Raw genomic sequence first — 26,448 nt, forward strand, 5'->3', positions numbered from 1 at the left:
CATTGCAAGGAGATCCAACTATTGCTGAAGAGATTTTCTCTCTCCATTGCCTTTATGCATGCCCGTTGCATAATACGAAGCAATGATCAAAGCAAACCAGATCGGTGCGATGTATAATGCAACACGAGTCTCAGGATTAAAAAACATAGCGATAGCAACGAATGCTAGAAAAGCTAAGCTGATCCAATTTGATACAGGTGAAAAAGGCATCGGATATTTAATTTTTGCAATTTGTTCAGGTGATAAACTATCGCGATACTTCAGTTGTATCAGCAAAATAATTGCCCATATCCAAAGGGCACCAAAAGTTGCAACACTGGTGACATACACAAACACTTGGGCAGGAACCAGATAATTTAGCACTACGCCAATCAATAAGAAACCTGATGAAACCAAAATTCCTTTTACAGGAACATGACGATCATTTAATTTGCTAAACATTGTTGGTGCTTTACCTTGCAATGATAAATTGTAAAGCATCCTCCCTGTACTAAACAATCCACTATTACAAGAAGATAAAGCCGCTGTCAGTACTACGAAATTGATAATACCAGCTGCAGCTCTTACTCCAAGCTTATTGAAAGTCAATACAAACGGACTGCCTATTGTACCAATTTGGTTCCAAGGATATAACGACATGATGATCGTTAAAGAACCAACATAAAAGATGAGAATACGCCAAAAGACTTTATCAATCGCAGCTGGCAAGGACTTCTCAGGATTCTTTGCTTCACCTGCTGTAACACCAATCAATTCAATGCCTAAGTAAGAAAACATTACCATAGTGCTTGCCATAATCATACCTTCTATACCATGAGGGAAAAAACCACCATTAGACCAGAGGTTGGAAATGCCGATTGCCACGCCATGATTGGCAACACCGAAAGCAATCATAGCCGATCCAGCTACAATCATCGCTAAAATCGTTACTACTTTAATCAAGGCAAACCAAAACTCAAACTCACCGAAGGCACGAACACTGGTTAAGTTAACAGCTGACATTAAAACTAACGCACATAAGGCAGGAATCCACTGGGGCACTTCTGGCACCCAAAAGGAAAAATATACACCAACTGCCGTAATCTCTGCCATACATGTAACAACCCACATAAACCAATACGTCCACCCTGTAATATAGCCTGTAAGAGGTCCTAAGAAAATATTAGAATGAGCACTAAAGGTACCGGAAACGGGGTATTCCACTGTTACTTCACCTAGCGCCCGCATAATATAGAACATAATAATACCAGCCAGAAAGTATACAAGTATTAATGCCGGCCCCGCAGCTTTTATTGCAGCGCCAGCCCCAAGAAATAATCCTACACCAATCGCTCCACCTAATGCAATCAACTGAATATGACGTTCCTCTAATCCCCGGTGCAGATCTTCCTGCAATGCATTATTTTTTTCCACAAATTTTCCCCCTCATATAGTAAATTTGGGATTACAGCAATTTATCTACAACCACCTCCCTCTAAGCAAATGTCTTCATATACTGTCACTCATCAATCTAGAGTAATTTTAATCATGTAACCATGTAATTATTCAATATATTCAGATAATTTTATTTTATATTATACGCAAAAAGCATACTCTTTGCACCGATGTGAGTATGCTTTTTGCAGCTTTACTAAAGGATGTTTAATTGATAATAAAAATTTGGTCTTTCGACAAACTGTTAGCTTAATACAGCTGTTACAGGAGTATAAGGTAAATTCTGATCATCAGCTACAGCCTTAAATGTTACTTTTCCATCATAAACATTAAGCCCTCTTGCTAATCCAGCATCATCAATAAGAGCTTGCTTCCAGCCTTTATTAGCAATCTGCAGCGCATATGGCAATGTTGAATTTGTTAAAGCCAAGGTGGAAGTACGAGCAACTGCTCCCGGCATATTGGCTACAGAGTAATGAATTACACCATGTTTAGTATAGGTAGGTTCGCTATGCGTGGTAATTCGATCAATCGTAGACACGGATCCGCCTTGATCAATGGCCACATCTACAATAACAGAACCAGCTTCCATGGTTTTTACCATATCCTCGCTTACAAGCTTAGGAGCCTTTGCACCAGGGATGAGCACAGCTCCCACTAAAAGATCTGCTTGTTTTACCCATTTTGCAATATTATAGCTATTTGACATGACAGTAGTTACTCTACCACCAAAAATATCATCTAAATAAGCAAGACGCTCTGTGGACTTATCGAGAATCGTAACACGTGCGCCCATACCAACAGCCATCTTAGCTGCATTTGTGCCTACAATGCCGCCACCAACAATTACGACTTGGCCTGATTCTACCCCAGGTACACCACCTAGAAGAATCCCTTTACCACCCCAAGGTTTTTCTAAGAACTGCGCACCAATTTGTACTGCCATGCGACCCGCTACTTCGCTCATTGGTGATAATAACGGCAATGAATTATTCCGACCTACAATGGTTTCATAGGCAATGCCAATCACTTTTTTCTCTAACAATGCTTTTGTCAGTTCTGGCTCAGGTGCTAAATGTAAGTATGTAAATAATATTTGTCCTTCATGAAATAACTCATATTCTGGCATCAGAGGTTCTTTTACTTTAATAATCATTTCTGAAGTATCAAATAATTCTTTTTTATCAGCAATAATGGTCGCTCCCACTTGCGCATAGCTTTCATCAGAAAAACCACTACCAATACCTGCATTTTTTTCAATTAAGACAGTATGCCCTGCTCTGCAAAGATCTTCTGCTCCCGCCGGAGTCAGTCCTACGCGGTTTTCATTGTTTTTAATCTCTTTTGCTACGCCAATAATCATAATAAATCTCCTCCATTTTCGTTATACTACTTTGGCAATATATAAATACATTATTAGTATTATGATTCATTATAATGCAAGAAGTATGCCACATAGAGAATTTCTATGATACATCAGCCACTCTAGCGAACAAATATAAGGTTTTTTTTATTTCACTTATAGAATAAACAGATTTTCTAACCTCATTCTTCAAACAAATCTATAATTAGTCAATTCAAAATGGAACGATTAATTTCCACAATAGATTCCATTGTTACGAATAGGTTCCATTTTATTGAATTAAAATACATAAATTTCCAGTTCAGTCGAGTGAAAAGTCATATTTTCGTAATTTTTTTAATACCGCAGTATGAGATAACCCTAGTACTGCACCCATACGTCTCGAAGAGCGAAATCGGCGAAGAGTTTCTTTTAATATAACGACTTCCACTTCTGCCAGTCGTTCCTCTAGTGTTTGATATTTTTCAAATTGCACGCTAGGCGGTGCTGTCTGGGAACCAGATAATCGTCCTAAAAAGATATGTTCTGGCTGCACTAACGTTCCATCAACTAAGTTTACGGATCTTTCAATACTATTTTTTAATTCCCGTACATTGCCTGGCCAATTATAATCCTGCAGCCGCTGCAATGCAGCAGCAGAAAAACCTTGAACAGGATTATGTAATTTCTCAGCAAAATGTTTTAAAAAGAGTTCCCCTAATAGCTGGATGTCTTCAAATCGCTCTCTAAGGGGAGGTATTAAGAGAGGAATAACATTTAAGCGATAATATAAATCTTCTCGAAAAATTTTATCTGCAACCATATCTTCTAAATTACGGTTGGTTGCCGCAATAATACGTACATCAACAGCCACTTCTTTCGTACTGCCCACACGCCTTACTCGCTTCTCCTGCAATACCCGCAGTAGTTTAACTTGAAGATGGGCAGAGACTTCTCCCACCTCATCTAGAAATAATGTGCCGCCATTGGCAAGTTCGAACATTCCTGGCTTTCCTCCCTTGGCAGCACCTGTAAAAGCTCCTCGGGCGTATCCAAAAAGCTCACTTTCCAGTAGAGTCTCAGGGATCGCAGCACAGTTAATCGGCACAAATGCCGCGCCAGCTCTTGTTGATGAGCTGTGCAAAGCTCTGGCAAATAGCTCTTTACCAGTTCCTGTTTCTCCACGGATTAATACGGTAGAATCACTCGCGGCATATCTCCGTGCCTGATTGACTACCTGCCTCATGACAGCACTGGCATAAGGAATATCCGCAAATGTCATGGGCAAAGAGGCTGTCATATTATTCATTAAACTTCTTACTTCTTGAGTATCGCGGATTAAGGCAACCACACCAACAACTTCATTATCATTATTCTTTAGAGGAATTGTACTAACTACACAATAACTATTACCCCCATCAATATATACTTCTCGATTATGATATTGACAGCCTGTCTGAAGTGTTTCCTGTATTAGTAAATTCTTAAACAAGGCAGCTTCTAAGGGTTTGCCGATTACTTTTTTTACAGGCAAATTCAAAATCCGAGCCGCTGCTGGATTGTATTGTGTAATAAGTCCATCAGGATTAACAGATAAAATCCCATCATGCACTGATGTTAAAATTGCATCGAGCTGCTCAGCTCGTTCTTTACAAGGCATGGCAGAGATCTCATCAATCTTTTGAATGCCAGTAATCCGGGATAACTCAGCAATGCAGTCCTTGCATTGCTGTATCGGTACGCTTTGACATTCCAAATAAATTTTATTCTTCTCAACTTCCATAGATACGATATTCATTCTACGTTTTGCCAGGATAGCGGTAATATCATGAACAACTCCGATACGATCGATGTATAATATTCGCAAATACATCTTTTACACGCTCCTCTTATCCTTATCAGGATTTCTTCATCCAAATAAGGTCAACAAAACCAGCTGGCGTAAAACCAACTGAATCTTGTTGACCTCATTGTACAACTTTGTATATTACTTCTTCAAACTAAATTTATTTTCCTGCTGAGGCTGGATGATTGTGATGAAAAAGCTCGTAAACCCCTATCCTTTAAATCCCACTGGCTTTACAGGTGAATTACCCAAGATTTTTGCTAACACATCTTTAAACTCTTCCTGCTGTTTTTTTTTCATTCCGTCCCTGGATTGCGGATTGTCATGCTTTTGGAAATCAATTGGATAAACCCTTGATACCTTAGTAATCATTCGAACCGCCCTCCTTACTTCTTCTATATTAAATATATCGAAATAAAATAGGCTTTCCTTAACTTAATTTGTTATTTTTTTCCATATTGTATTTCATAGCAACCAGATATATAAGATCGGTTAAGCATAAGAATGAAGAGATTTTACTATAACTCTCAACTACTTATTCATATAAATAGTATTTTTTAGACATCGCCTTAAACTGATTTGTTTCTTTCTCCCATAAGCTATATAACTCATTCAAAGTATATGTCCCTTTTCTAACATCGTCGTCACCCGTAATCAAATCAATCGAGCTTTCATTTTTTCCATTACGCGTAAAAGAAAATCTATCACCGCTCATTTCTTGTATCGTATATAGTAAGCTGATACCTGTTTTTACAGGCAGGAATGTACTTTTATCAATCACATGCAGCTGTACGCCTGCACATGGCTCATTTTGATATAATCCAAAATTGGGAGTAAAGTAAACAGGACGAAAGATTACTCCAGGCAACTGCAGTGCTGTCATTTTTGCTGCCAAATCATATGCATTGATCCATGGTGCCCCAACAAATTCAAAAGGTCTTGTTGTTCCTACACCTTCTGAGATATTAGTACCACCAAAAATACCTGTTCCTGGATATACAATCGCTGTATCAGGGGTAGGAATATTGGGAGATGTCATTACCCAAGGTAAGTGGGTTTCTTCAAAATTCATTTTTCTTTGCCAGCCTGTCATTTCAATAACCACCAAGTCACAGCCGATACCAAACTCCGCATTGAACAGCCTAGCCAGCTCTCCTACCGTCATGCCATGCCTTGTTGGGATCGGATACATTCCAATAAAGGATTCAAAACCAGGCTTTACTAAATTTCCTTCAACCATTGCCCCGCCGATAGGATTAGGCCTGTCAAAGATCACCATCGTTTTTCCTAACTCTTTACAGGCCTGCATTGCATAAGCCATTGTATAAATATAAGTATAAGAACGCGCCCCTACATCCTGTATGTCAAAAACCAATACATCAATATCTGCCAACATCTCCGGGGTAGGTTTTTTCGTTGCACCATATAAACTATAAATAGGCAGTTTGGTCTTTTCATCAACACTAGTATTCACAGAGTCTCCAGCTTTGACAGCACCACGAATGCCATGTTCTGGAGAAAACAAGGCAACTAAATTTGTTTTTTCATGCAGAACGTCCACTGAACTCTGAAAAGAGCTATTCATTCCTGTAGAGTTTGTAATTAAACCAACTCGCTTTCCTGTAAAAATGTGTAAATACTCATCGATTCGGTCAATGCCTAATCGCACTGGGGCAGATTGGTTAGTTTCTAGGTTATTCTTTTGCCTTGCTTGCTTCTTTGTCTCACCAATGCTTAAAAGGTTTGCCATACCTATAACAAATACCATGAATAATAGTATTCCTTTTGCGATATTACGATTCATCCGTTTTACCTCCATTCAAAAAAAGAGCCCGCGAGCTGCGTTTGCTCGAAGGCTGTCTCATTCACTTATATACTTGCTCCAGTAATTAATTCTCTTTTTGTATGTTTTTCTGCTACTGCAGCAGTTTCTTCAATACCAGTAATAATATGCTGCATCGATATTTCAATATTTCCTAAGATATCATTAATCTTTTTAGTTGCCTCTACACTATCTTCTGATAACTTGCGAACTTCTGTAGCTACTACAGCAAACCCTCTGCCATGTTCGCCAGCTCGTGCAGCTTCAATCGCTGCATTTAAACCCAGTAAATTGGTCTGCTGTGATACTTTATTAATAAAATCAATCACTTCGTGGGTGTTATTAATATGACTTTTTGCTTCACTTACAGATTGTGACAATACTGCAACCTTTTCATTTAATTCTTCGCTCATTAAAACCTGAGATTTAATTAAATGATACAACATACCTGTTATAAAGTCATCTACCACTTTAATATTCGGTGTTTTATGCTCTTCAATTAATTGATTTACTTTCTGGTTGCCAGTAATATTTAGCACCACATTAACTGTCGGCATTTTAAGACCATCACGAACATCATTAAATGTACGAATTCCTAATTTTTGTGCCAGTTGTATTGCTACAGCATCTGATTTTACATCCACAACCCCGACAACTTCCAAATCAGGAACTTGACTCGCCATTTCGATAATGCCAACGCCACCTCTACCACCGCCAACTAACAAAATATTAATCACAGATTCGCCTCCCAATATTGTTACACTACGAAACCAAGTATTCCCTTATTATACATTATACTATAAATCCGCATTATCCACATCAGCATATTTTTATTATTTTTACTCCTCTAATGGATAATAAAACAAACTTCTTAAAGAGTTTTACTACTAATCACATAAATCAAAAAGGATTTTCTTCTTGCCTCCAGAATAATCATTAGTCTAAGAAATATATGACTATATTTAATTATGTCGAACGGAATGAAGTAATGACCTATCTCCTACTCCTTATTTTTCTATTCTCTTTACCCAATCTTGTCCAAGCTCAGCAACTACTTCTGGAGGGAGATGCAACCGTCAAATATGAATCCCGTCAATATAAAGAAGTCAATATTGCCGACATGAACTTTATTGAACGGACTATACGCCTAAATGGAAGTGCTCCACTCTCTGCCAAAACCTCACTTTTCTTTCGTTTCGGTCACCGGTCTTATAGTGGAGACATTATGGATTCGGATAAGAACAAGATAGATCAATACGGTCTACGATGGAAAAATAGTCATAAAGTCGTTACATTGGGCAGCCAAGAGGCTTACGTAAGTGCATCTGGCGCGATGTTTGATAATAGTTCAAACATTGGCGAAGGTATGTTTAAAGGCATTGACTATCGTGATAAAAACGGTCATAACGCGTATCATTTTATTGGTGGGCGCATTGATTCTGCTCTTTTTGCCGATAACCAATCCCGCAGCCTTTTGGGAGCGGAATGGGCTCGTTATTTTGGTGATGTTCGATTATTATTTAGCTACCTGCATATTCCCGATTTGCCCAAACAGGCTGATGATTTTACAGGATTTAGCCTCAGTTCCCCCTTGGGTAAAGCAGAATTACTTACAGAAATGGCATTTTCTTCTGCACCCACTGACAATAAGGCCTTTCTTCTCGGCGTGAAATACTCTCCCATTAAGCATCAGACGATAAAATTAATCGTGGGAAAATTGCCTGACAACGCTGTACCAAAAGGAAAATCCAGCCTCGGCGGCTATGATAATGGCATCCGTGGTTTCCAGATTTCCACTATTCATGCATTAACGCTGTCCAATCGATTAGTTGTGAAGTATAGTCACGTCAGAACCATTACAGGGAATATTCCGATTCGAAAAACGGAAGTTGAGTATACACAATTGTTTTAGCAGTAGTTAAATTAACCTTCCGTTGATTTAAACTACACTGATTATGCAAATAGCCGCTCCAATGACAGGAGCGGCTATTTGATTACCTATTTTCTCGGATTTTACGAAATTCTATTTCATGGCGTTCTTTTTCATGTTTCTGTCTTTCGTGCCATTGATTTTCTGTTTCATGAGGGCGTCTCTTCATTTCTTGTTCATGGCGTTTCTTTTCAGCATGTTCCCGCTCTTGTCGGTCCTTTTCACCACGTTCTGGTTGATTCGGCTTGTTTTCTTGTCGATCATATTGCTGCTGCATGGGAGTTAAATCGGGATGCTGAGGCGAAGCTTCTATTACAGATGCACCTATCCCTAGCTGCATGACACCTAACATTGAATAAATGGCTATTTTCTTAATTATATTTTTCATTTATAGTTCCTCCTTCATTAGATTAATCTTAGTATAATTTAGATATATGACAAGAAAATGACAGATTCTCTAAAATGACTTACTATCTTGAATAAAACAGCAAAATCGCCCTAGCAAGAAGGCCCTTTCCTCACTAAGGCGGTTATTATCATCCCTATTTTTTTATCGTGCAACCGCACCACATATTTTTCTTCCCCATATGTTCCTGTATATCATTTAAACATTCACCAAACCGTTGGAAATGTACGACTTCTCTTTGCCATAGAAAACGAAGCATATCCTTCACACAAGGATCATTCGTCATCTCAATGAGATGTTCATAGGTAACACGAGCTTTTTGCTCGGCCGCCATATCCTCGGTTAGATCTGCTATTGGATCACCCAGGCAAGCAATATACTGCGCAGACCAGGGAACACCATTCGCATCTGTCCAAAATAGTCCATGATTATGCTGGACATATTGCCCTCCCCACCCTGCTGCTTCATAATCTTGAGGACTTGCTCCCTCAGTCAGTTTATATACCAGGGCTGCAATCATTTCCATATGCGCCAATTCTTCTGTGCCGATGTCCGTCAGTAATGCAATTGCTTTATTGGTTGGCATAGAATAGCGTTGATTCAAATAGCGCAAGGATGCACCTAGCTCGCCATCTGGCCCTCCATATTGGGTAACTACTAGCTTGGCGAATCCTACATCAGGTCGAGTAACCTTTACGGGGTGCTGTAAACTTTTTTCATATATCCACATTATGCAATTCCCCCATCTATATTTCCCAAGGCCAGGGACTTTCCACCCATTGCCATGGTTCTTTAGAATATCCGCCAAATCCGAAATTTAAAAGAGGCCCAAATTCGTCTTGATAAGCTTGTTTACGTTTTTCCAGAATTTGAACGGCACAGTTAAAATCATTAATCGCATCAGCATCACAAGGATGAGTGTCTAAATATAAATTAAGTTCTACAGCAACAAATTGTATTTCTTGAATTTTCTTTAGCATACTCCTTTGCTTTTCACAATTCACTGCTTTCACCTCCCAATATTACCTTGGTATCGGATATACACCGTATAAGCTCGGGAATAAGGTTCCCTTCTTTAATGCTTCCTGAGGACTAAAAGCTTCATCATAGCATTGCCATGGAACATATGCATGAGCTAACATCATCTTTACATTTGTCTTTTGACAATTATATTTTTCATTCATATTCCACATATTCATACTGTCTCTTTCCAGTTCTTCCCGATCATCATTTTCTTCGACCCGTTCGACTTTTATCTCAATCGGTTGGTCCTTTATCTCAATCGGTTCGTCCTTTTCTTCAGCCTGTGGATTATATACCTTCCTTTTCACTGATTCATCCTCCCCTCATACTACTTATTACATTTTATGTAATGGTGTCGCGGTATGTGACTTAAAATAAGGAAATATACTAGAACATAGTCATTTTGAAGCATAAAATACAAAAGTACTTAAATGCAAAGAGCACCGAGTGAAGAATTAGTTCTCCACCCGGTGCTCTTTGTATCTTGCGTTCAGCGCTTCCCTTAAAGATTTCTTTTTTAAACTTATTAAAAAAACGGATTAGCCCATGGATGGCATAATCAAAAAGGCAAGTATGTATAATAAGATACCTGCCCCCCGGTATAAGACTAATAACGCCCACGCAAATCGAATGATACTGACATCAATGCCAGTATAATCACTAACCCCGGCGCATACCCCAAAAAGCATGCCGCGAGCTGGATCGAGAGCTAACTGCTTGTGTAAAGAATGGATTCCATCTACATCTCCCTGGAAAAATTGCCATGCTGTTAATGCACTTACTAAATAAGCTCCAATACGAATAAGACCAAACATAGCATTCTCACCTCCCTAGGTATGTTATCCCACATCCTTCATTAATTTATACTTTGATAGATGATAGCAATAGAGACGACCTAGCAGCCGCCTCTATTAGCTATAATTTTTATACTGTTACATAATAGGATCATTTATATTTGCACTATAAAGAAAAAATTTAATCAAATAATCAAACACATACAAAACCATTTTCAATAATATATTGCATAGTGATAGACAATATTTATGTAGAAAGTAAGCCAATGTCTAATTTTACACGGTGACATTATTTAACTCGGTTTAGAGTTCTGGCTTGTCTTGCTAATTTCAAACGAGTGCTGCGGCTGGTATCTGGCTCTGGTGCAATATCTTGAAGCAGAACACGATCAGTCTGCCGCCCTACACTCAGAATGAGACCAATTGCCATGAGATTAACAATCAATGACGTTCCTCCAAAACTAATAAAAGGCAGTGGTACGCCTACTACTGGAAAGATGCCCGAAACCATAGCGACGTTAATAATAGCTTGGCCTACAATTAGAAGAATGCTGCCCATCGTCAATAATTTACCCAATCCATCTGGAGCCTTCAAGGCAATGCGTACACCATAATAGGCTAATAAGCCCATAAGACATAATACCCCGAGAGCCCCTACGAATCCCATTTCCTGGCACAATACAGCAAATGCAAAATCGGTATGAGCTTCTGGCAAATAGTTAAATTTACTTGACCCCATGCCAAGACCCGTTCCCCAAAACCCACCGGAACCAATTGCCAGCAAACCTTGTACCGTCTGATAACCGATACCCAATTGATAATCCCAAGGATTGATCCATGCAGCAATACGCTCCGCACGATAACTGGCTGCAAAGGTTGCATAAATAAATAAGGCAACACCACCACCCACTAAAGTTAACAGTTGCTGCTTTGGCAATCCAGCAATCATATACAACATAAGGCTTATGCCAACGATAATAACTGCCGTTCCCATATCAGGCTGCTTCAATACGATCATTCCTAATATTGCTGCAATATAAAAAGGTGCAGAAAGCAGGGTAATTCTACGCTTACGATCAATTAGCGGACCTAAAAATCCTGCAGTAATCATAAGTCCGGTCAGTTTTGCTAATTCGGAAGGCTGGAATTGAAAGCCAATATTTAACCAACGCCGTGCACCATTTACTTCAATACCAACAAAATGTACCGCAATCAGCAAGCTGATCGTTACTAACACGAGTGGAAAAAGAAAACGATTGAATCGATGATAATCGATTCTGCTGATAACCAGCATCGCCATAATCCCAATACTAAAGGAAATCAAATGCCTTTTTAAATAATAATAACCATCTCCCATTTGCTGACCAGCTTCTACAAAACTAGCACTGAATATATTTACCGTGCCAATCATGAACAATAACAGGGAAATGCAGATAACAGCTTCAGCGTTGCTCCGCCACAATTGAGATAACTTCATTTTGTTTCTCCTTCACTACCCAATAACCCTATTATACAAAATTAATCCCCTAGACCCAATAACCAATTTGAGATTTTAGAATATTATATAAGGAAATCGGCATTTATAAATTGGGATAACCGAGGTGATTATATGGAAATCCAACCTTATCAACTTGTTGTGATTGATGATACAACTCATGCCTTACTCCTCGTTGATGGTCAACAAGGAGAAATCATTGCTGAAATGCCCTATCCGCCAGATTATACCCCAACAGAGCTGCTGCTATCATCTGATCAGAGTAAAGTTTATATGCCTGTAGTAAAAGCAAATGGTAAAGGTGCACTCTTCGTAGGAAATTTAGAACAAAGATCCGTCTACCGTTTACCGATAGAGCTGCCTCCTCCTACACAATTTACACTGGCGCCAAAAGGTAATTGTGCCTATATAGCAGATCCAAATGGCGGCTTATATTCTCTAACTATACCGTCTATGTCCCTAACGGCTTGGGGAAATCCAGCAGAAGCGGCCTGTGTCGGTTTAGCTGCAGACCACGATGCGATTTACAGTGTCTGGGAGCATGACAATCAAGGTACACTGGCAGTATTTAGTACTGCAGGTCAATTACTACAAGAATATTCTTTACCAGGAATACCTACTAATGTAATTCTTCATGGGGATGAACACATTTTAGTACCTTTTACCAGTACAACATTTACTTTGGAAGGCATTATGATTTTTACAATCATTAAGGCAACGGAAACAACTCCTGCATCTATGACATCACAAAGCTGCTTATACCCTAAAAATAAAACTTCATGTCCTGCCTATCCTTCTCACATTGCAGCTTGTCCTAACGAACAAACTGCCTATGTTGTCAATGAAGAAAGTGCCTCTATTACAGTGATTGACCTTACCACTGCATCCATTTCCCGTCTCATTGAGCTGAATCGTTCTATATCCTGTTTACATATCATCCCTGCCAGTCAACTAGCGATTGCTACCAGTCATATTTTTGCTGACCTTAGCATGATCGATTTAGCCAATGGACGCCTACTATCCGTTACAGATACAAAGCGCGAGCTGTTAGGCTACATCGCACTTGTACCGATTCATCCACCGGATGTTGACACTACAACAACCATCCAGTTAATAAATAAAGACTTGGCGTAATGCCAAGTCCTATTTATTAATTGTAAGTATTCAATCCTTTTTCTTTCCCAACTGACGAGGCCACTTGCCACTCCACTTATATTTAGCATCACTATTTTTTGTCTCAATCACTTGTGCTGTGGAAGAGGTGTCCTCTTCTTCAATCAGGATATCCTCTAGAACCAGCTTTTCTTCTGCGTGTTTCCCTTTGCTTTCAAAATGACTATGCTTTTGTTCCTTATTTCCTTTTACTTTATTACTAATCTTCTCTTGCGGTACTTCCTCTATTTTCGGCTCTCTTTCTTTTGTTTCTGGTAAAACCTCTTCTTCTCTATCTGAATTTATCATCCCTGGTATGGAGCATGTAGCAAAATCGCCGATTTTAGACAATGAAGAAGTTTCATCACAATATTCCAAAGACGCTGCCGTTGTATTCTTCATAATTCCTTTTTCCATCATTGTCAAGATTAAGAGAAAATGATCCGCTTCTCGTCTAACATGATCAGCTAATAGCGCTGGGATCAAGCCGACTAACCGACATTCTCTAATCATCTCTTCAGCAGCACGCTTAAAATCTCTAATGCGCAAAACAGCAGCGCGAACATCCTGTAGGAAGCGTTTAAACGAAGCTACCTCTGGATAGCTCTGCAGCATGCTAGAAAAATCACGGCCTTGCAGGTACAGATCATCAAATTCTTGAGAAAAGCTATTAGCTGTTTGAATCAAATTCCGCTCTGATGGATCTAGTAAATGACTAATAAATTTAGCATGGTCCGCCATTATCCGCAGCCAGAACACATTTTCCTGGGCTTTTGCCCCTCCAGATAAAGCTACTTTTCCATTTTTAATTTTCTCTAACAAACGCATAAAATACTCGGCTTCGCGAGCCATATGATCAAGAAGTAACGGAAAGTTATAACCACCCAGCTTGCACTCTAACATGCGATGTAATAAATCACGCTTAAACGTATAAAACTCTTTCAATAAGGCTTGGGTGTCAGTCACTAACTCCATGAACTTCTTGTCATTTTGCAATCGCTCTGCCCGTACGCGCAAAGACTCAAACTCCTGATAAAAGGCTTGCGCATCGTCAATAAAATCTTCCTGATCACAAGGCAGCCCCGATTTAATAAATAAAGCATGCTCTTCCATAATCCGTAACCAAAATTTTACCTCTTCTAAGTTAAGTGGTTCCAAGGGCTCAGGAACCATATATGACATGAGTTGACGCGACGACATAGCAACACTCTCCCTTTTTGATCCCACTACACATTTATTACATTCTATGCCGAAAGTTTAAATTCTGTCATAAAAAAATGGAACCTAACACTTTTATTTTTATCGCTGACTAAACCACCCTAAAACTCTAATTCTATAACAGTGCAAGTAAAAGCGGCGAAGTCGCATTTATCTTAGATTATTACCAAGTTTAAGTATGTGCTTGCAGCCTTTATGAATGAAGATTAATGCAAAGATTAACCACCTTTATTTCCCAGGATCTTCCTGTGTAAGAAAGCACTGTTTCCACATGAGCAAGACCATCAGCATTGTAAGCCCCAGAGATACGCTGTATGCCTTTTAATTCATAAATGCCGTCATGATTCATATCAACTGGTTCCAACTTTCCAAATGGTGTCACCATGAGCTTTGTTTGCTTTTTAAGCTTTCCTTCTTCATTATAAAGACCCAAGCGAAGATAATCGGCAGTACGATTATGAACATCCATCGTTATACCTGAACCAGCACCGCCATTGATTTCCACTTTAAATCCGTCAAGGAATTGACCGGATACTAAACTTTCATTATTATCTTTCTCATCAAAAAGAATGAATGGTGTCTCGCCCAATGCAACAACCTGATTATAGTACCAGCCGCCGCTGCCGCCGGATGCAGCAGTCACCAAGGCATCAACCATTTTATCACCAGTGAAATCTCTTAATAATAATTTAGCCTGATAACCGCTTATTTTATCCAAAACTATATCGGTTCGCCTGTGATCAGCCCCATTTTCGACAATCAGCTTCATCGAATCCACATAGGACGAAGAATCTGCTTGCTTATGTCCAATCAGATAAACCGTATCAGCGACTCCATCACCATTGACATCTCCTTCCTGCATATCCAATACCTGATAGCCTTCTGGCAGCCATTGCCGCGAAATTACATCCTCTACGCCGCGAGTGGAACCGATAATTCCTCCATTATGATTATAGACGGGTCTGGATACATAATCGATTTGATTTGCTTCGGCAAGACTAGCCAATGGGGCTATCATCAAGCCTAAAGTCAAAACCGCCGTAAAATGATAGTTTTTATACATAACCAAATTCCTCCTTTTCCATTCTACTTCTAACCTTATTAACGTCACAGCAACGAAAAAGTAACTATATCGAAAAAATACATTCTAGAGTTATCCTTCCGTGGGAACCACCCAAAGCATATAGATGTTCTGCTTCGATCTCTAAGTACATAGTAAGAAACCTTCTGGGATAGCATTTTTCAACTATCCCAGAAGGTTTTCTTTTTAACCGCCATTTCTATACCCTTATGAAAATTTCACTTCACACCGATTAATCGGCGTTCCTATACCGCTAAATTTCTTTTCATATTCCGTCATAATATTACCTTGATAATCACTGTTATGCAAATCAAATGTTACCTTAGAGACCTGCAGATTGCAAGTTTCAAATTGTTCTAAGGAAAATTCAAATAAAGGTCTGTTGTCTGTCTTAAAAAATAGTTCACCGCCAGCAGGCAAAAGAATCCGATACTTGCTTAAAAAAATAGCATGGGTTAATCGACGTTTCGCATGTCTAACCTTTGGCCATGGGTCACAAAAATTAATATATAAGCGATCCACTTCCCCTGGAGCAAAAATATCCAATACGTGATTAATATCGAAAACCAGCAGCCGAACATTGGTCAGTCCCTTTTCTCTCACTTTCTGAGCTGCATAATATAGGACATCCTGCTGCGCTTCAATACCAATAAAATTAATACTTGGATTTTTCTCCGCCAATTCACTAATAAACTGACCTTTCCCTGTACCTAACTCAACGTAGAGGGGTGCTTGGCGTCCAAAAACCTCATGCCAATGTCCCTTACGATGTTCATGTGCATTTTCTTTAGAACCTGGCTGATCAGGCACACCGAAAGGTATCTCTTTTATTACTACAATATCACCATATTCTTCCAATGCCGCATCTACCCACGGCTTTCTTCTCAGTCGCATTCCATTCCCACCTGTACCTTTATTATTCTTTGTCCAATCCAAATTTTTTTAAATATCGATATAATGTAACACGGCTGACATCTAGCATATTTGCCAAGCGGCTAATATTACCACCAGCAACTTTCCAAGCTTCAACAAAAATATCCTTATCTTCTTTCCATGCTGTGCTGATACCAGTCTCACCTAATAAACTTATGTCCTTCAGCGCAATTGTATTTCCCTCTGTATTAAAAAAGGCTTGTTCTGCAACTCCTTGAAGCTGTTTAATATTTCCAGGCCATTCATAAGACATTAATAGCTCTTTTGCTTCATTCTGCAACTCTTTTACTAACATGTTATGCTGTTCCGCTAATTCACTAATAATATGTTCTGCGAGCAGCGGAATATCTTCCCGTCTTGCCCGCAATGGAGGAATGCGAAGCATGCTTTTCGAAACGATCTCGTATAAAGGAGAGAAGAAAGCCCCTTTCTCCGTGAGTCGCTTCAAATCACTATCACAAGCAGCAATAATTCGAATATCAAAACCACGTTCCACTTTTTCACCTAAACGACATACCTTACACGTTTTTAGAGCATCTGCCAGCCGAGCTGCCACATGCATAGGCATCTTTTCAATCTCATCTAAAAACAAGGTTCCGCCATTTGCCAGTTCTAATTTTCCTGGGCGGCTTTCATCTCGATATTCACCGCTGCCAAACAGCTCTTCTTCCAGCACCTCAGGTAATATATCACCACACTTTAAAGAAATAAGAGGTCCAGCAGCTCTGCCGCTTGCCTGATGAATTGCATGGGCCATACGCTGTTTACCAGTCCCCGATTCCCCCTGCAGCAGCAGATGATTATTATTTCGAGCCACCCTGCCTGCTTTTTCTTGCATAGTAATAAAGGCAGAAGTTTCTCCAACCATACTAGTCAGACTGTACCTAGCCTTATATCCAACCGCATGAGCCACAAGAGTTCTTAAATCTTCAATTGGCAATGATACTGCCACTACGCTCGTTACCGCTTTATCCTGCTCCAAAGGCACTACCGTTGTAATATCTTCATATGTTTTTCGCTGGGTAATCCATGTTACTTCCTTGTTATAGGATGGTATACCTTTGAATCCTTTATACAAAGGTGTATGACGATAATTTAAGACTACATCGTTTAAATTAGCTACTACATCCTTTGTCGCTACTGCATCAATACCCGCTAAGCGGCTTTTCCCCAACTTATTGCTATATACCACATCACCACCTGGTATGATATGGTATACCGCAAAGGGTACCGAATCCAAAATTACATGCCGAGCCTCCAGCTGCGCTAGCATTGTTAGGTGTTGTTCCATAGCGTATCGAATACTAAGCAGCAATGAAACAACTGCGCTATGAGGCAACTCTTCTTGCTCTACAGAAACAATGGTCACAATATACACAAGTTGTCCATCTACCATAATAGGAACAGAACAGGCATCACCATCTTGGCACTCTTTGATCCACATTTCTGGACCAAACAGCAAAAATGGAGCCTTATGCTCATGCACAATACTAATACTCGACGTTCCTATATCTTCCCCAGCAAGTCTGGCACCCTCTAACTGACCAGGACTCTTTTGAAAAAAAGGCAAAGCATAATTTTTCATTACATAACAGTCTTGATCAAGTAACAGCAAGCTTAAATTATATACATTAAAATGTTCTCGTGTCTCGTTATATAGCCCATTTAAATACTCCATGGCAGCATGATGCAAATTTTGCCTCCGAGCTAGCTCATCTTTTGGAAGTTTAATTAATGTTGGCATGGTTTGAGAAGTAATCCCTCTTTGTTTACTTTGCTCCCAAGACTCAGCCACCCATGGATGTACATTAGGATCCATCACGCTTTCATCAACAAATCTTTCATAGTAATTCATTAATTTCTCTTTACTGCGCCGTTCCCGTATCATATAAATCCTCCATATATTTGATATTCTCTACTTACCAGTATACAAATGATCCACCCTTGGAAGATCTTACTTTTTCTTTTTTTAAACCAAATTGATGTTTTCTTATTTTATTAATCTTATATTTGACGTTTTCCTAAAAAAATAATATCACATATTGAATAAAATCCATAGTTTTCTCGCCATTATTCTTTGCAATTGATACATTTGTCAATTATTTGCTTCACAAAAAAATTGAGTAGGTAGGCGTATTCCTGCCCGACCTACTCAATAAAGACTGGCTCTATCAAGTACGATACTGATTGATATCTTTTCCGAAATGCTGGATTACAACCTTAAATTCACCAATCTTCCCCATCATATCTACAAGTTTATCGTTATAAATCTGAACGGATGCACTAACTTCCTGGCTCGCTGCCGAATTTTCCTGAGAAATGGCTGCCAAAGACTCAATTTTACCATACACTTGGCCAAGTCCAGTCATCTCATGTTCCAATTTTCCAATCATCTCTACAATATTCGTAGCTACATTCTGCACATTGCCCACATGACGACTATTACTAGCTACTACCTCATTGAGCTGATGACTTTCCACTGCCAATACATCATATTCTTCTTCAATCATCAATACCACACCGCTAATAATCTCCATTAAAATCTTAAGGTCACTTGTAATGCTATCTGAATGCTGATGGGACTGCTCTGCTAATTTGCGTACTTCCTCTGCAACAACTGCAAACCCCCTGCCTTGTTCACCAGCCCTTGCTGCCTCAATTGCAGCATTAAGAGCTAATAGATTGGTCTGCCCCGCAATCGCTGCTACCATCCCTGTAATTTCCGTTATTTTAGTTGCCTGAGACTGCAAGTTATTAGCCGACTCTCTCACCTCAGCAAACTTTTTTAAACTATGCTGCAGCTTAGATCCCGATGTCTCTACCTCTTGAAAACCTTGATTGATTTCCGATACAGCTGCTTCGAGTTGTATCTTATTATGATTCTGCTCTACAACAAACGTTTTTAAGGTTTCTAAATTACCACTTAAAATACCAACTGCCTCGGTAGTCTCAATTGCCTGGTTACCAGCAGCAGTTGCTACATCATAAACCACTCCCGAGATCCCCCGCGAAGTAGCCTTCATATCATCTGCTAATACATTAAAGGTATCAGCATATTTATTCATTTCATCGCTAGTACCTTTAAATCCTACAAACTCGCGCTTCAATCGTTTTTTATACAAGGATAATCCCTGCATAATACTCTCGAACTCATCACCAGTAGAAAGATTCGTTTCATGAAAATACTGCCGATCCCGCATGTTGCTGATTTCTTCCTGAATGATAGCAAAAGGTGCTAATAAAAAGGAGGACACAATTCCCGCAAGTCCACCACTAATTAATGCTGACCATAAAGGAACTGAAATACCTACTACGGATAATATTCCATTTACTGCCGCGGTTACAACGGCAACAGCTACACCTATTTTGACAGGTAAACTTTTAATAAATCCAAAAGACAGCAACTGATTCACACGATATTTTTTATTATATGTAATAGGCTTAGAGAATCGAATTTTTAGCTTTACATGTTCAGAAGATTTTTCCAAGACTTCTGTTTTAATTTCCTCGTTAAAATGCTCCGCACCACCGACAAGAAGACCATTGAGATACCCGAACATTCCTCGTTTTGATTTATAACTAAAGATTGCCTCATATTCTGAAATGGGCTCAATTAAGATTTCTGGCGGATTAGCACCTGGAATTCGTTGTACAACAACCACATGCACATCATACATGGACCTAAGAAAAGAATACAAAGTTTCCTGCTGAAAAAAAGCCGGATAGACAGCTAAGAAAGCTCTAACATTATCCTTGCCAATCGTCAACCAAATATCATCTTCTGATTTCCCTAAGGAAGTTGCCAAGGATGTTATAAACTTTTTGACCCCAATATCTTCAACATCTTCCATTGGGCCAACAATACGATCCTTCTCCCATCCTGCACTCTCCATTGCTTTGTTGACCAAATCCTGACCCCATGCATTACGTGCAGTACTAACCCAAGTGGCAACAACTGTTCCCTTCATTCCTATCACTCCATTTTAAATACGTAGCAGCAATTTTATATTATATTGTACTGTGCTGTATAGCATTTCGCTATTTATTTACAAAATCCTGCCATTTTACTATGAATATTGGTGCATCATATTTTAATAAATTTTTTTGATTGTGATCTTCGTCACAGACTCCGATATGTATCCACTTATAATATAAGGTGCAACTGTATTACCATCTAAGGAGGCTCTTCATGAAGATACCATTAGCAACGATTCCGATACTGAATAAAAAAGTTAAATTCCCAGTAACTCCGCATATTCCAGGTGGGTTAACTACTGCAGCGCAACTTAGACTCATTGCCGACATTGCTGACAAATATAATGGTTCATTAAAGATCGTGGGAAATACGATTACAATTATCGGACTTAATCTGGTCGATGGAGAAAAGGCCATGACTGAGCTTGGCTGCCAAGGTGAATCTTTCATTGCAAAACAAGTACGCGCCGTTAATTTCTGCCCTGGAAAACCTGACTGCCCTAGAGCATTGCAAGACAGTACCGCCTTAGGTCTTGCACTGGATAAAGAATTCTTCGGTCAAGAATTACCCAGCAAGCTGCGTATTGGTGTTAGCGGCTGCCCAAATTGCTGCATTGAACCTTTTGTCAAAGATATTGGCATGTATGGAACAGCCAAAGGATATACCTTAGCTGTTGGCGGTAACTCAGGCTTTTCTGCGCAAATTGCAACCACTGTTGCTGAAAACGTACCTGCCGATGAGATTGCATCGATCGTGAACAGCATATTAATTTACTTTCGCCAGCATGGAAAAAATAAAGAGCGCTTAGGACAGGTTATTGAAAGGCTCGGCTGGGATCACTTTTCACAAGAGACTCTGCCAGAAGAATATAGAAAAAAATAGAATTTTTTTAAACCGCGAAGATGCGAAGAAATGCAGGACACGAAGAATAGAAACGATATCTTCGGTGTGCATTTCTTCGCATCTTTATAATCATTCCTCTTTTTATGATACGATACATTAATCCATAAAACAAAAAATTCTCGCTTTCGCGAGAATTTATTACTTATTAAAATTCGGGGCAACGGAGTTCCCCCAAGATTATCTCAGCATCCACCCCAACACTAAGTAATCATTAACTCCGCTGCTTCATTATCTATTTTACCATAGTTTCCTTAACTATAAAAGTGGCAAGTGTCACTCTTTTGTAAAAACTTTATCTTTTTTTAAGTATGAATCTTTGTCTGCACCAAATGATTCACACAATCCAAATTCTTAAACAAATTTTTCACAATTTTTTTGTCAATTTTATTGTGCCTCACCATACTATACATAATCTTTTTCACCTCACTAGGCGACAATAAACTTCGATAGGAACGATCTTCTGTTAACGCAGCAAATATATCAGCTACCGCTACAATCCTTGATCCCATCTTAAGACGATCTTCCTGCATGCGAAAGGGGTATCCTCTTCCATCTAACGTCTCATGATGATATGCCGCCCATTCAGCGATGACTTCAAACTCGTCAATCTGTTCTAATATCCGATACGTGTAATATGCATGCTGCTTAATAATATCAAATTCTCTAGGAACTAATTTTTCCGTTTTTTCTAACAGCTGCTTTGGCACAGCTAATTTTCCCAAATCATGAAGTAAACCAGCAATTTGTATGGCCTTACATTCTTCTTCACTATAGCCTTCTAGTCCCGCTAAAAATGAGGAAATCATTGCTACGTTCCGCGAATGGGCACCTGTAAATGAACTCGTCTGATCAATAATCTTCGCAAAAATTTCAGCAATATCAAGTATATCATCTACATTAAAACGCGTATAACCATATTGATTAACATTATCAAAAAAGCGCTGAGCATAGGTTGTATCTGCTAAGTCCAGCCAAAAACTTTCTTGCTGGGAGCAAGTCTGAAGAGCTGCAATTACTTCAGGATCAAAATAAATTCCTCCTAGACTTTCCAGTCTGGATAAAATACTGCCTTTTTGTCCTAATATGTATTTTTCTTCATCAATTAATACATCCAAACGATCTGCGACATTTATGATTCGACTGATTAGAGGTATCTCACTCCCCATTAATCCAGAAGGACTGGAACCGTCATAAAAATCATGATGATGACGAATGTAAACCGCCAGCACACCTAATATCGGTGAATCTTTTAATAAACGATATCCAACCTCAGCATGATCATAAATGGTGTCCTCTACTTCAAAAGTACGCAGCTTTACTCGCTCATCCCAACTTGAAGCAGCACCTAAATCATGAAGCAAGGCTGTATATACTAAAATTTCATGCTGCGACTCCATCATATTCATAGACCTGCCTATCCGACTGCTAATCATTGCCGTACGCCAGTGGTGGTGGGATAGCCCTCCATTAGAAAGTTCTAACGATAAGGACAAGGCGCGGAATAAATTAATGGGATGGATATTATATACCATCTCCATCCCTCCCTTTTCTATGACGATTTATTCTGGAGGTTTATTAATGAATGTAAAAACCATGTTACTGCCAGCAAATCTGCAACGCCGCCGGGACTAACATTTTCTTGAATAAATTCTTGATCTAAATCCTTACACCGATCCCGTCCATCACCCGTTTCCATTCCGCCTGCCTCAATTACCATTTGCGCTTGTTCCCGAACCCATACTCGCATCTTATCAGGATGATGGCGGTGCATGACGGTAGTATCATCTACACAGGTCATAAGCACCAGCAATGTATGTACTAAGGCATCATTAATTGAAAACCCTTTATCCAAGGCTTCTCGCAAGGCTGGCAGTGCCTTATATCGTACCGATGGCAAACCTTCTGCTAATTCTCCACGAATACCCGTAATACCATAGGTAACGTATAAACGTTCTCCAGCAGTCAGTTCTTGCCCACTCTTATGAATAGCGCCTGCTAATTCCTTTTCTACAATTCCGTTTACCATTTTTGATGCATGCTCTAATACAGTGCTTTGTGTTATGAGCAAGGAACGTCCATGAAGCCATCCAGTAATCCCCGTCATAATTCCAAGTAAAAAAATCAATCCCTTTTGAGTGTTAACCCCTCGAGTCGCGGTCAGCATCGCTTGCTCAGCTTCCAAACCAATGATCCTAAGAACTGGCAGCAGTTCTTCCACTATTCCTTCATGAAGAATTCCTGCCTGCGCACAGCGATTCATATAACCTCCGAGAGAAGCGGAGCTTGCCATGAAACTGTAAAAATCCATATCCTGATGCGCACCACTATTGATTCGATCCACTAAACCTGGCGAAGGAGTACATGTAACTTCGTACAACATCGCTTCAATGGCCAACGCCCCGATACGTTCAGCGGCGGAACTAATCCATCTGGTTTCAAAGGCTCTAAATTGACATAGCAGCTTTTCCACTACATTTAACAAATCTTGCATAGTGTGCCGCCCTTCGCGTCGGCACACTACAAATTCACCACCACAAACGAAGCAATTGCGCCCTTTCCCCTCATCCCGGCGGGATAAGAGAGTACCAGCCTGATCAAATACATCAATGTCCAGTAAGCGCGAAAAAGTAAATAACTCCTCAATCTTCTCGGCTGCTTTCTTTACTACCCAACCGTCATTGTCAATTGCTAGCAAGGCCTCCGGGCCTGTGGATAGATTGATCTGCTCTTCTGCTACAACTTCAAATTTTTTTTTCACCTCATGCACAGCATAATCTCGAAGGCGTCTAAAAACGGGCGTGTCTTTTACTGCCCCTGGCACATTTAAGGTAATACTGACTATTATCTTTTGATACTTTTCTTTAAAAGCTTGCTGACGATTATACCTGTCCTCTTTTGCAGCTAATACATCCTCTAATGTAACAGACTCTATTTTCATTACAACACTCCATTTTTTGACTTACTTCTTCTGTAGAGAAGAAAGGATCTCCACGACTTTATGAATTAATGTCTTATTTAAATATTGACGATTTTTGCAGGTCAAAATATAATGATTCAATTGATTATCGTGAAATAAAACGGGTACACTACTATTATGAGCCTTTACATGAACTGCCTCGTTAGTGAATAGGACAATTCCCTCGACCCATACATTAATCCCTTGTTCCTTTAAAAATTTAGACAGTTTATATACTTGACCTTTTACCTGCTTTACAGGATTGACCATTTTCTTAGAATATTTTCCTCCGCCCCGCCCTACTTTATGCTGCGTCCATTCCGCATCTTGTGCATCTCCTACAATGTGACCATTGTGATTTTTAACCTCTACTACATATACGCCTTTCATACCTACTATAATCAAATCCGTTTCTTGGCTATAATTCTGATACGAAATGCTTACATTAGTAAATACATGATAATCCTCTGGGAGATGCAATGCTTCCACTAAACCAATCGTTTCCCCTTTTGCGCCAAAACGAAATATAACTCCACGTCTAATATAATAACTGGATAAAACAATGGCAGTGATCAGCGGCGCTAAATAATACCACTGATTTACCTGTAACTTATGCACGAAAATTAAGAAAAAAGACATACATACAACTACTAAAAGTACGATCCCTGCAAATAGACTTCGATTGGCTTTTCCAATTAAATTATTTCTCCCCTTATGAAATTGAGCCATACCTTTTACTCCCTTATGTTCTCTAGTCTCTGGCTTAGCATCCAATGTTGCTAAACCACCCTCTTTCGCGGACTCAAATGCATGTAACACTTCATCAGAATCCACTCTTGATTATCCGTACAATCTATAAGGTTACTTATTCTGTTTAAACCCCAAAAAACCTCCACACGATCGGAGGTTTTATTCTTTGCATTATTTTTAAACAAAATTTCATTTCTTCCGTTAAATCATCTTCTGCAATATAATGTATATATCACTGGAGGCTGACAACATGTATGAAGATACTGCATTAAAGGCATATAAGCGCAAAATTCATTGGCAAGTGCTGTTAGTAATTAGTATTGTACTCATCTCTGTTATCAATGTAGCTGGTTTATTCGCCGGTGCCGTTTTCTACAAAGAATTCTGTGTATTAAATACCCGCACCAGTTTAGAGAGATTCAATCCCCTTAAATCTCGCTTGCAGAGAGGTTTACAAACAAAGAATTGGCAATCAATCAATATCCAATCACCTTTTGGCTATTACTTAAAAGGAACATACCTACCTTATGCAGAACCTTCTAGTAAGACAGTCATTATCGTACACGGCATTGCTGCCAATCGCTTAATGAGCTTATGGTATGTAAATATCTACCTTGATAAAGGATATAATGTGTTAATTTATGACTCAAGAGCCCATGGCGAAAGCGGCGGTACTTCCACAACATGGGGATTTTATGAAAAATACGATCTTGAAGCATGGGTAGAATGGGTGGCAGACGAACATCCAAAAGGTGTTATTGGTGTACATGGAATCTCCATGGGAGCAGCGACAGCCCTTATGCAAGCTGAGCTTAATGAATCTTCTAAACAAGTAGATTTTTATATCATCGACAGCGCTTATAGCAATTTAGAAGACTTGCTAACCAAACAAATTGGTGCCGCTGTAAATTCTCGTAATCCCCTATGGATCAAAACCTTATTAAAATATTCCAGCGCAGTAGCCTATATCCAAAACCGTTTTTTTTATAAAGATGTATCCCCTATTCACGCGGTTGAAACTGTTACTACACCCATCTTGTATTTACATGGCGAAACAGATCCCCTTGTTCCTGTAAGTATGTCTCATCAATTATATGACGCTACCAAAGGCTATCGCCAAATCCACACTTTCCCTGACACAGGACATGCCATGGCCATCTTCGACAGTAAAGTTGAATACCGAAATGTCATAACCCATTTTATTGAAGTAGTGACTGCTATAAAAAAAGAAGCCTCTTAAACTGAGGCTTCTTTTTATTGTTTATCGAAATGATTAGCAATACGTCTTAATGATTTTGCAATATGGTATAGCAGATAAAAGAATCCTGCCGCCGCCGCAATATGGGCCACACCAAAAGCAATACCAAGCGCTGGATTTCCATGCATT

25 protein-coding genes are annotated in these 26,448 nt (G+C 39.4%); 4 read left to right on the forward strand and 21 right to left on the reverse strand.

Annotation, left to right across the window (positions count from 1 at the left end):
- Window positions 1-18: 18 nt before the first annotated feature.
- From BMZ99_RS03045 to BMZ99_RS27310, 6 genes are all read right to left on the reverse strand, one after another.
- Window positions 19-1,413 (reverse strand): amino acid permease, encoded by a 1,395-nt coding sequence (locus BMZ99_RS03045; RefSeq protein WP_090932818.1) that lies wholly within the window; start codon window positions 1,411-1,413, stop codon window positions 19-21.
- Window positions 1,414-1,678: 265 nt separating this feature from the next.
- Window positions 1,679-2,797: an alanine dehydrogenase gene (gene ald / locus BMZ99_RS03050; protein WP_090932821.1), complete on the reverse strand. Its 1,119-nt coding sequence runs from the start codon at window positions 2,795-2,797 to the stop codon at window positions 1,679-1,681.
- A gap of 301 nt (window positions 2,798-3,098) precedes the next feature.
- Window positions 3,099-4,649, reverse strand: coding sequence for a sigma 54-interacting transcriptional regulator (locus tag BMZ99_RS03055; protein ID WP_090932823.1), 1,551 nt, complete (start codon window positions 4,647-4,649; stop codon window positions 3,099-3,101).
- A gap of 183 nt (window positions 4,650-4,832) precedes the next feature.
- Window positions 4,833-4,994 (reverse strand): hypothetical protein, encoded by a 162-nt coding sequence (locus tag BMZ99_RS26185; RefSeq protein WP_175490462.1) that lies wholly within the window; start codon window positions 4,992-4,994, stop codon window positions 4,833-4,835.
- 163 nt (window positions 4,995-5,157) lie between these two features.
- Window positions 5,158-6,426, reverse strand: a complete 1,269-nt coding sequence (locus tag BMZ99_RS03060) for an exo-beta-N-acetylmuramidase NamZ family protein (RefSeq protein WP_090932825.1) — start codon at window positions 6,424-6,426, stop codon at window positions 5,158-5,160.
- A gap of 65 nt (window positions 6,427-6,491) precedes the next feature.
- Complete coding sequence (locus tag BMZ99_RS27310; RefSeq protein WP_090932827.1) at window positions 6,492-7,181, reverse strand: methyl-accepting chemotaxis protein; 690 nt, start codon at window positions 7,179-7,181, stop codon at window positions 6,492-6,494.
- 488 nt (window positions 7,182-7,669) lie between these two features.
- On the opposite strand from BMZ99_RS27310, the gene BMZ99_RS03070 reads away from it, so the two are divergent.
- Complete coding sequence (locus BMZ99_RS03070) at window positions 7,670-8,356, forward strand: hypothetical protein (RefSeq protein ID WP_245754789.1); 687 nt, start codon at window positions 7,670-7,672, stop codon at window positions 8,354-8,356.
- Between the two features lie 82 nt (window positions 8,357-8,438).
- Here BMZ99_RS03070 and BMZ99_RS03075 read toward each other — a convergent pair whose 3' ends face one another.
- The 6 genes from BMZ99_RS03075 to BMZ99_RS03100 all read right to left on the reverse strand — a co-directional run bounded on the left by BMZ99_RS03075 (window position 8,439) and on the right by BMZ99_RS03100 (window position 12,074).
- Entirely contained in the window at window positions 8,439-8,762 is a 324-nt protein-coding gene (locus BMZ99_RS03075; protein ID WP_090932829.1) for a hypothetical protein, read from the reverse strand.
- Window positions 8,763-8,916: 154 nt separating this feature from the next.
- Complete coding sequence (locus BMZ99_RS03080) at window positions 8,917-9,510, reverse strand: manganese catalase family protein (protein ID WP_090932831.1); 594 nt, start codon at window positions 9,508-9,510, stop codon at window positions 8,917-8,919.
- A 16-nt stretch (window positions 9,511-9,526) separates the two neighbouring features.
- Window positions 9,527-9,784, reverse strand: a complete 258-nt coding sequence (locus tag BMZ99_RS03085) for a spore coat protein CotJB (protein WP_090932833.1) — start codon at window positions 9,782-9,784, stop codon at window positions 9,527-9,529.
- 18 nt (window positions 9,785-9,802) lie between these two features.
- On the reverse strand, window positions 9,803-10,111 hold the full coding sequence (locus BMZ99_RS03090; RefSeq protein WP_090932835.1) for a spore coat associated protein CotJA: 309 nt from the start codon (window positions 10,109-10,111) through the stop codon (window positions 9,803-9,805).
- Window positions 10,112-10,342: 231 nt separating this feature from the next.
- Window positions 10,343-10,618, reverse strand: coding sequence for a PspC domain-containing protein (locus BMZ99_RS03095; RefSeq protein WP_090932837.1), 276 nt, complete (start codon window positions 10,616-10,618; stop codon window positions 10,343-10,345).
- A gap of 268 nt (window positions 10,619-10,886) precedes the next feature.
- Window positions 10,887-12,074: an FtsW/RodA/SpoVE family cell cycle protein gene (locus tag BMZ99_RS03100; RefSeq protein WP_090932839.1), complete on the reverse strand. Its 1,188-nt coding sequence runs from the start codon at window positions 12,072-12,074 to the stop codon at window positions 10,887-10,889.
- 132 nt (window positions 12,075-12,206) lie between these two features.
- On the opposite strand from BMZ99_RS03100, the gene BMZ99_RS03105 reads away from it, so the two are divergent.
- Window positions 12,207-13,226: a 6-phosphogluconolactonase gene (locus BMZ99_RS03105; RefSeq protein WP_090932841.1), complete on the forward strand. Its 1,020-nt coding sequence runs from the start codon at window positions 12,207-12,209 to the stop codon at window positions 13,224-13,226.
- Window positions 13,227-13,256: 30 nt separating this feature from the next.
- On the opposite strand, the gene BMZ99_RS03110 is transcribed toward BMZ99_RS03105, so the two are convergent.
- From BMZ99_RS03110 to BMZ99_RS03130, 5 genes are all read right to left on the reverse strand, one after another.
- The gene (locus BMZ99_RS03110) at window positions 13,257-14,444 is read right to left on the reverse strand and encodes a DUF2935 domain-containing protein (RefSeq protein WP_090932843.1); all 1,188 of its coding nucleotides are present in this window, start codon (window positions 14,442-14,444) and stop codon (window positions 13,257-13,259) included.
- 211 nt (window positions 14,445-14,655) lie between these two features.
- Entirely contained in the window at window positions 14,656-15,525 is an 870-nt protein-coding gene (locus BMZ99_RS03115; RefSeq protein ID WP_090932845.1) for a hypothetical protein, read from the reverse strand.
- Between the two features lie 225 nt (window positions 15,526-15,750).
- Window positions 15,751-16,437, reverse strand: a complete 687-nt coding sequence (gene trmB / locus BMZ99_RS03120) for a tRNA (guanosine(46)-N7)-methyltransferase TrmB (RefSeq protein WP_090932847.1) — start codon at window positions 16,435-16,437, stop codon at window positions 15,751-15,753.
- A 22-nt stretch (window positions 16,438-16,459) separates the two neighbouring features.
- Window positions 16,460-18,364 carry a sigma 54-interacting transcriptional regulator gene (locus BMZ99_RS03125; RefSeq protein WP_090932849.1) on the reverse strand — a complete coding sequence of 635 codons (1,905 nt, stop codon included), beginning with the start codon at window positions 18,362-18,364 and terminating at the stop codon, window positions 16,460-16,462.
- A 283-nt stretch (window positions 18,365-18,647) separates the two neighbouring features.
- Window positions 18,648-20,444 carry a heme NO-binding domain-containing protein gene (locus tag BMZ99_RS03130; protein ID WP_090932851.1) on the reverse strand — a complete coding sequence of 599 codons (1,797 nt, stop codon included), beginning with the start codon at window positions 20,442-20,444 and terminating at the stop codon, window positions 18,648-18,650.
- Window positions 20,445-20,665: 221 nt separating this feature from the next.
- On the opposite strand from BMZ99_RS03130, the gene BMZ99_RS03135 reads away from it, so the two are divergent.
- Window positions 20,666-21,334, forward strand: a complete 669-nt coding sequence (locus BMZ99_RS03135) for a nitrite/sulfite reductase domain-containing protein (RefSeq protein WP_090932853.1) — start codon at window positions 20,666-20,668, stop codon at window positions 21,332-21,334.
- 323 nt (window positions 21,335-21,657) lie between these two features.
- Here BMZ99_RS03135 and BMZ99_RS03140 read toward each other — a convergent pair whose 3' ends face one another.
- Genes BMZ99_RS03140 through BMZ99_RS03150 form a run of 3 tightly spaced genes read right to left on the reverse strand, consistent with a single transcriptional unit; the run spans window position 21,658 to window position 25,145 of the window.
- On the reverse strand, window positions 21,658-22,887 hold the full coding sequence (locus tag BMZ99_RS03140) for an HD domain-containing phosphohydrolase (protein WP_090932855.1): 1,230 nt from the start codon (window positions 22,885-22,887) through the stop codon (window positions 21,658-21,660).
- A 17-nt stretch (window positions 22,888-22,904) separates the two neighbouring features.
- Window positions 22,905-24,293, reverse strand: a complete 1,389-nt coding sequence (gene citG, locus BMZ99_RS03145; protein WP_090932857.1) for a triphosphoribosyl-dephospho-CoA synthase CitG — start codon at window positions 24,291-24,293, stop codon at window positions 22,905-22,907.
- Window positions 24,294-24,314: 21 nt separating this feature from the next.
- The gene (locus tag BMZ99_RS03150) at window positions 24,315-25,145 is read right to left on the reverse strand and encodes a nuclease-related domain-containing protein (protein ID WP_245754790.1); all 831 of its coding nucleotides are present in this window, start codon (window positions 25,143-25,145) and stop codon (window positions 24,315-24,317) included.
- 166 nt (window positions 25,146-25,311) lie between these two features.
- Between BMZ99_RS03150 and BMZ99_RS03155 the strand changes: the two genes are divergently transcribed.
- On the forward strand, window positions 25,312-26,301 hold the full coding sequence (locus BMZ99_RS03155; RefSeq protein ID WP_090932859.1) for an alpha/beta hydrolase: 990 nt from the start codon (window positions 25,312-25,314) through the stop codon (window positions 26,299-26,301).
- A gap of 14 nt (window positions 26,302-26,315) precedes the next feature.
- Here BMZ99_RS03155 and BMZ99_RS27315 read toward each other — a convergent pair whose 3' ends face one another.
- Window positions 26,316-26,447, reverse strand: coding sequence for a hypothetical protein (locus BMZ99_RS27315; RefSeq protein WP_281246734.1), 132 nt, complete (start codon window positions 26,445-26,447; stop codon window positions 26,316-26,318).
- Between the last annotated feature and the right edge of the window lies 1 nt (window position 26,448).

The sequence above is a fragment of the Pelosinus propionicus DSM 13327 genome, from assembly GCF_900114615.1.
Taxonomy (GTDB): domain Bacteria; phylum Bacillota; class Negativicutes; order DSM-13327; family DSM-13327; genus Pelosinus; species Pelosinus propionicus.

Coding starts and splice junctions, on each gene's coding strand:
- ald (WP_090932821.1), bottom strand. CDS start 2,797: ATGATTATTGGCGTAGCAAAAGAGATTAAAAACAATGAAAACCGCGTA.
- BMZ99_RS03055 (WP_090932823.1), bottom strand. CDS start 4,649: ATGTATTTGCGAATATTATACATCGATCGTATCGGAGTTGTTCATGAT.
- BMZ99_RS26185 (WP_175490462.1), bottom strand. CDS start 4,994: ATGATTACTAAGGTATCAAGGGTTTATCCAATTGATTTCCAAAAGCAT.
- BMZ99_RS03060 (WP_090932825.1), bottom strand. CDS start 6,426: ATGAATCGTAATATCGCAAAAGGAATACTATTATTCATGGTATTTGTT.
- BMZ99_RS03070 (WP_245754789.1), top strand. CDS start 7,670: ATGGATTCGGATAAGAACAAGATAGATCAATACGGTCTACGATGGAAA.
- BMZ99_RS03075 (WP_090932829.1), bottom strand. CDS start 8,762: ATGAAAAATATAATTAAGAAAATAGCCATTTATTCAATGTTAGGTGTC.
- BMZ99_RS03080 (WP_090932831.1), bottom strand. CDS start 9,510: ATGTGGATATATGAAAAAAGTTTACAGCACCCCGTAAAGGTTACTCGA.
- BMZ99_RS03095 (WP_090932837.1), bottom strand. CDS start 10,618: ATGTTTGGTCTTATTCGTATTGGAGCTTATTTAGTAAGTGCATTAACA.
- BMZ99_RS03100 (WP_090932839.1), bottom strand. CDS start 12,074: ATGAAGTTATCTCAATTGTGGCGGAGCAACGCTGAAGCTGTTATCTGC.
- BMZ99_RS03105 (WP_090932841.1), top strand. CDS start 12,207: ATGGAAATCCAACCTTATCAACTTGTTGTGATTGATGATACAACTCAT.
- BMZ99_RS03110 (WP_090932843.1), bottom strand. CDS start 14,444: ATGTCGTCGCGTCAACTCATGTCATATATGGTTCCTGAGCCCTTGGAA.
- BMZ99_RS03115 (WP_090932845.1), bottom strand. CDS start 15,525: ATGTATAAAAACTATCATTTTACGGCGGTTTTGACTTTAGGCTTGATG.
- trmB (WP_090932847.1), bottom strand. CDS start 16,437: ATGCGACTGAGAAGAAAGCCGTGGGTAGATGCGGCATTGGAAGAATAT.
- BMZ99_RS03125 (WP_090932849.1), bottom strand. CDS start 18,364: ATGATACGGGAACGGCGCAGTAAAGAGAAATTAATGAATTACTATGAA.
- BMZ99_RS03130 (WP_090932851.1), bottom strand. CDS start 20,444: ATGAAGGGAACAGTTGTTGCCACTTGGGTTAGTACTGCACGTAATGCA.
- BMZ99_RS03135 (WP_090932853.1), top strand. CDS start 20,666: ATGAAGATACCATTAGCAACGATTCCGATACTGAATAAAAAAGTTAAA.
- BMZ99_RS03140 (WP_090932855.1), bottom strand. CDS start 22,887: ATGGTATATAATATCCATCCCATTAATTTATTCCGCGCCTTGTCCTTA.
- citG (WP_090932857.1), bottom strand. CDS start 24,293: ATGAAAATAGAGTCTGTTACATTAGAGGATGTATTAGCTGCAAAAGAG.
- BMZ99_RS03155 (WP_090932859.1), top strand. CDS start 25,312: ATGTATGAAGATACTGCATTAAAGGCATATAAGCGCAAAATTCATTGG.
- BMZ99_RS27315 (WP_281246734.1), bottom strand. CDS start 26,447: ATGCATGGAAATCCAGCGCTTGGTATTGCTTTTGGTGTGGCCCATATT.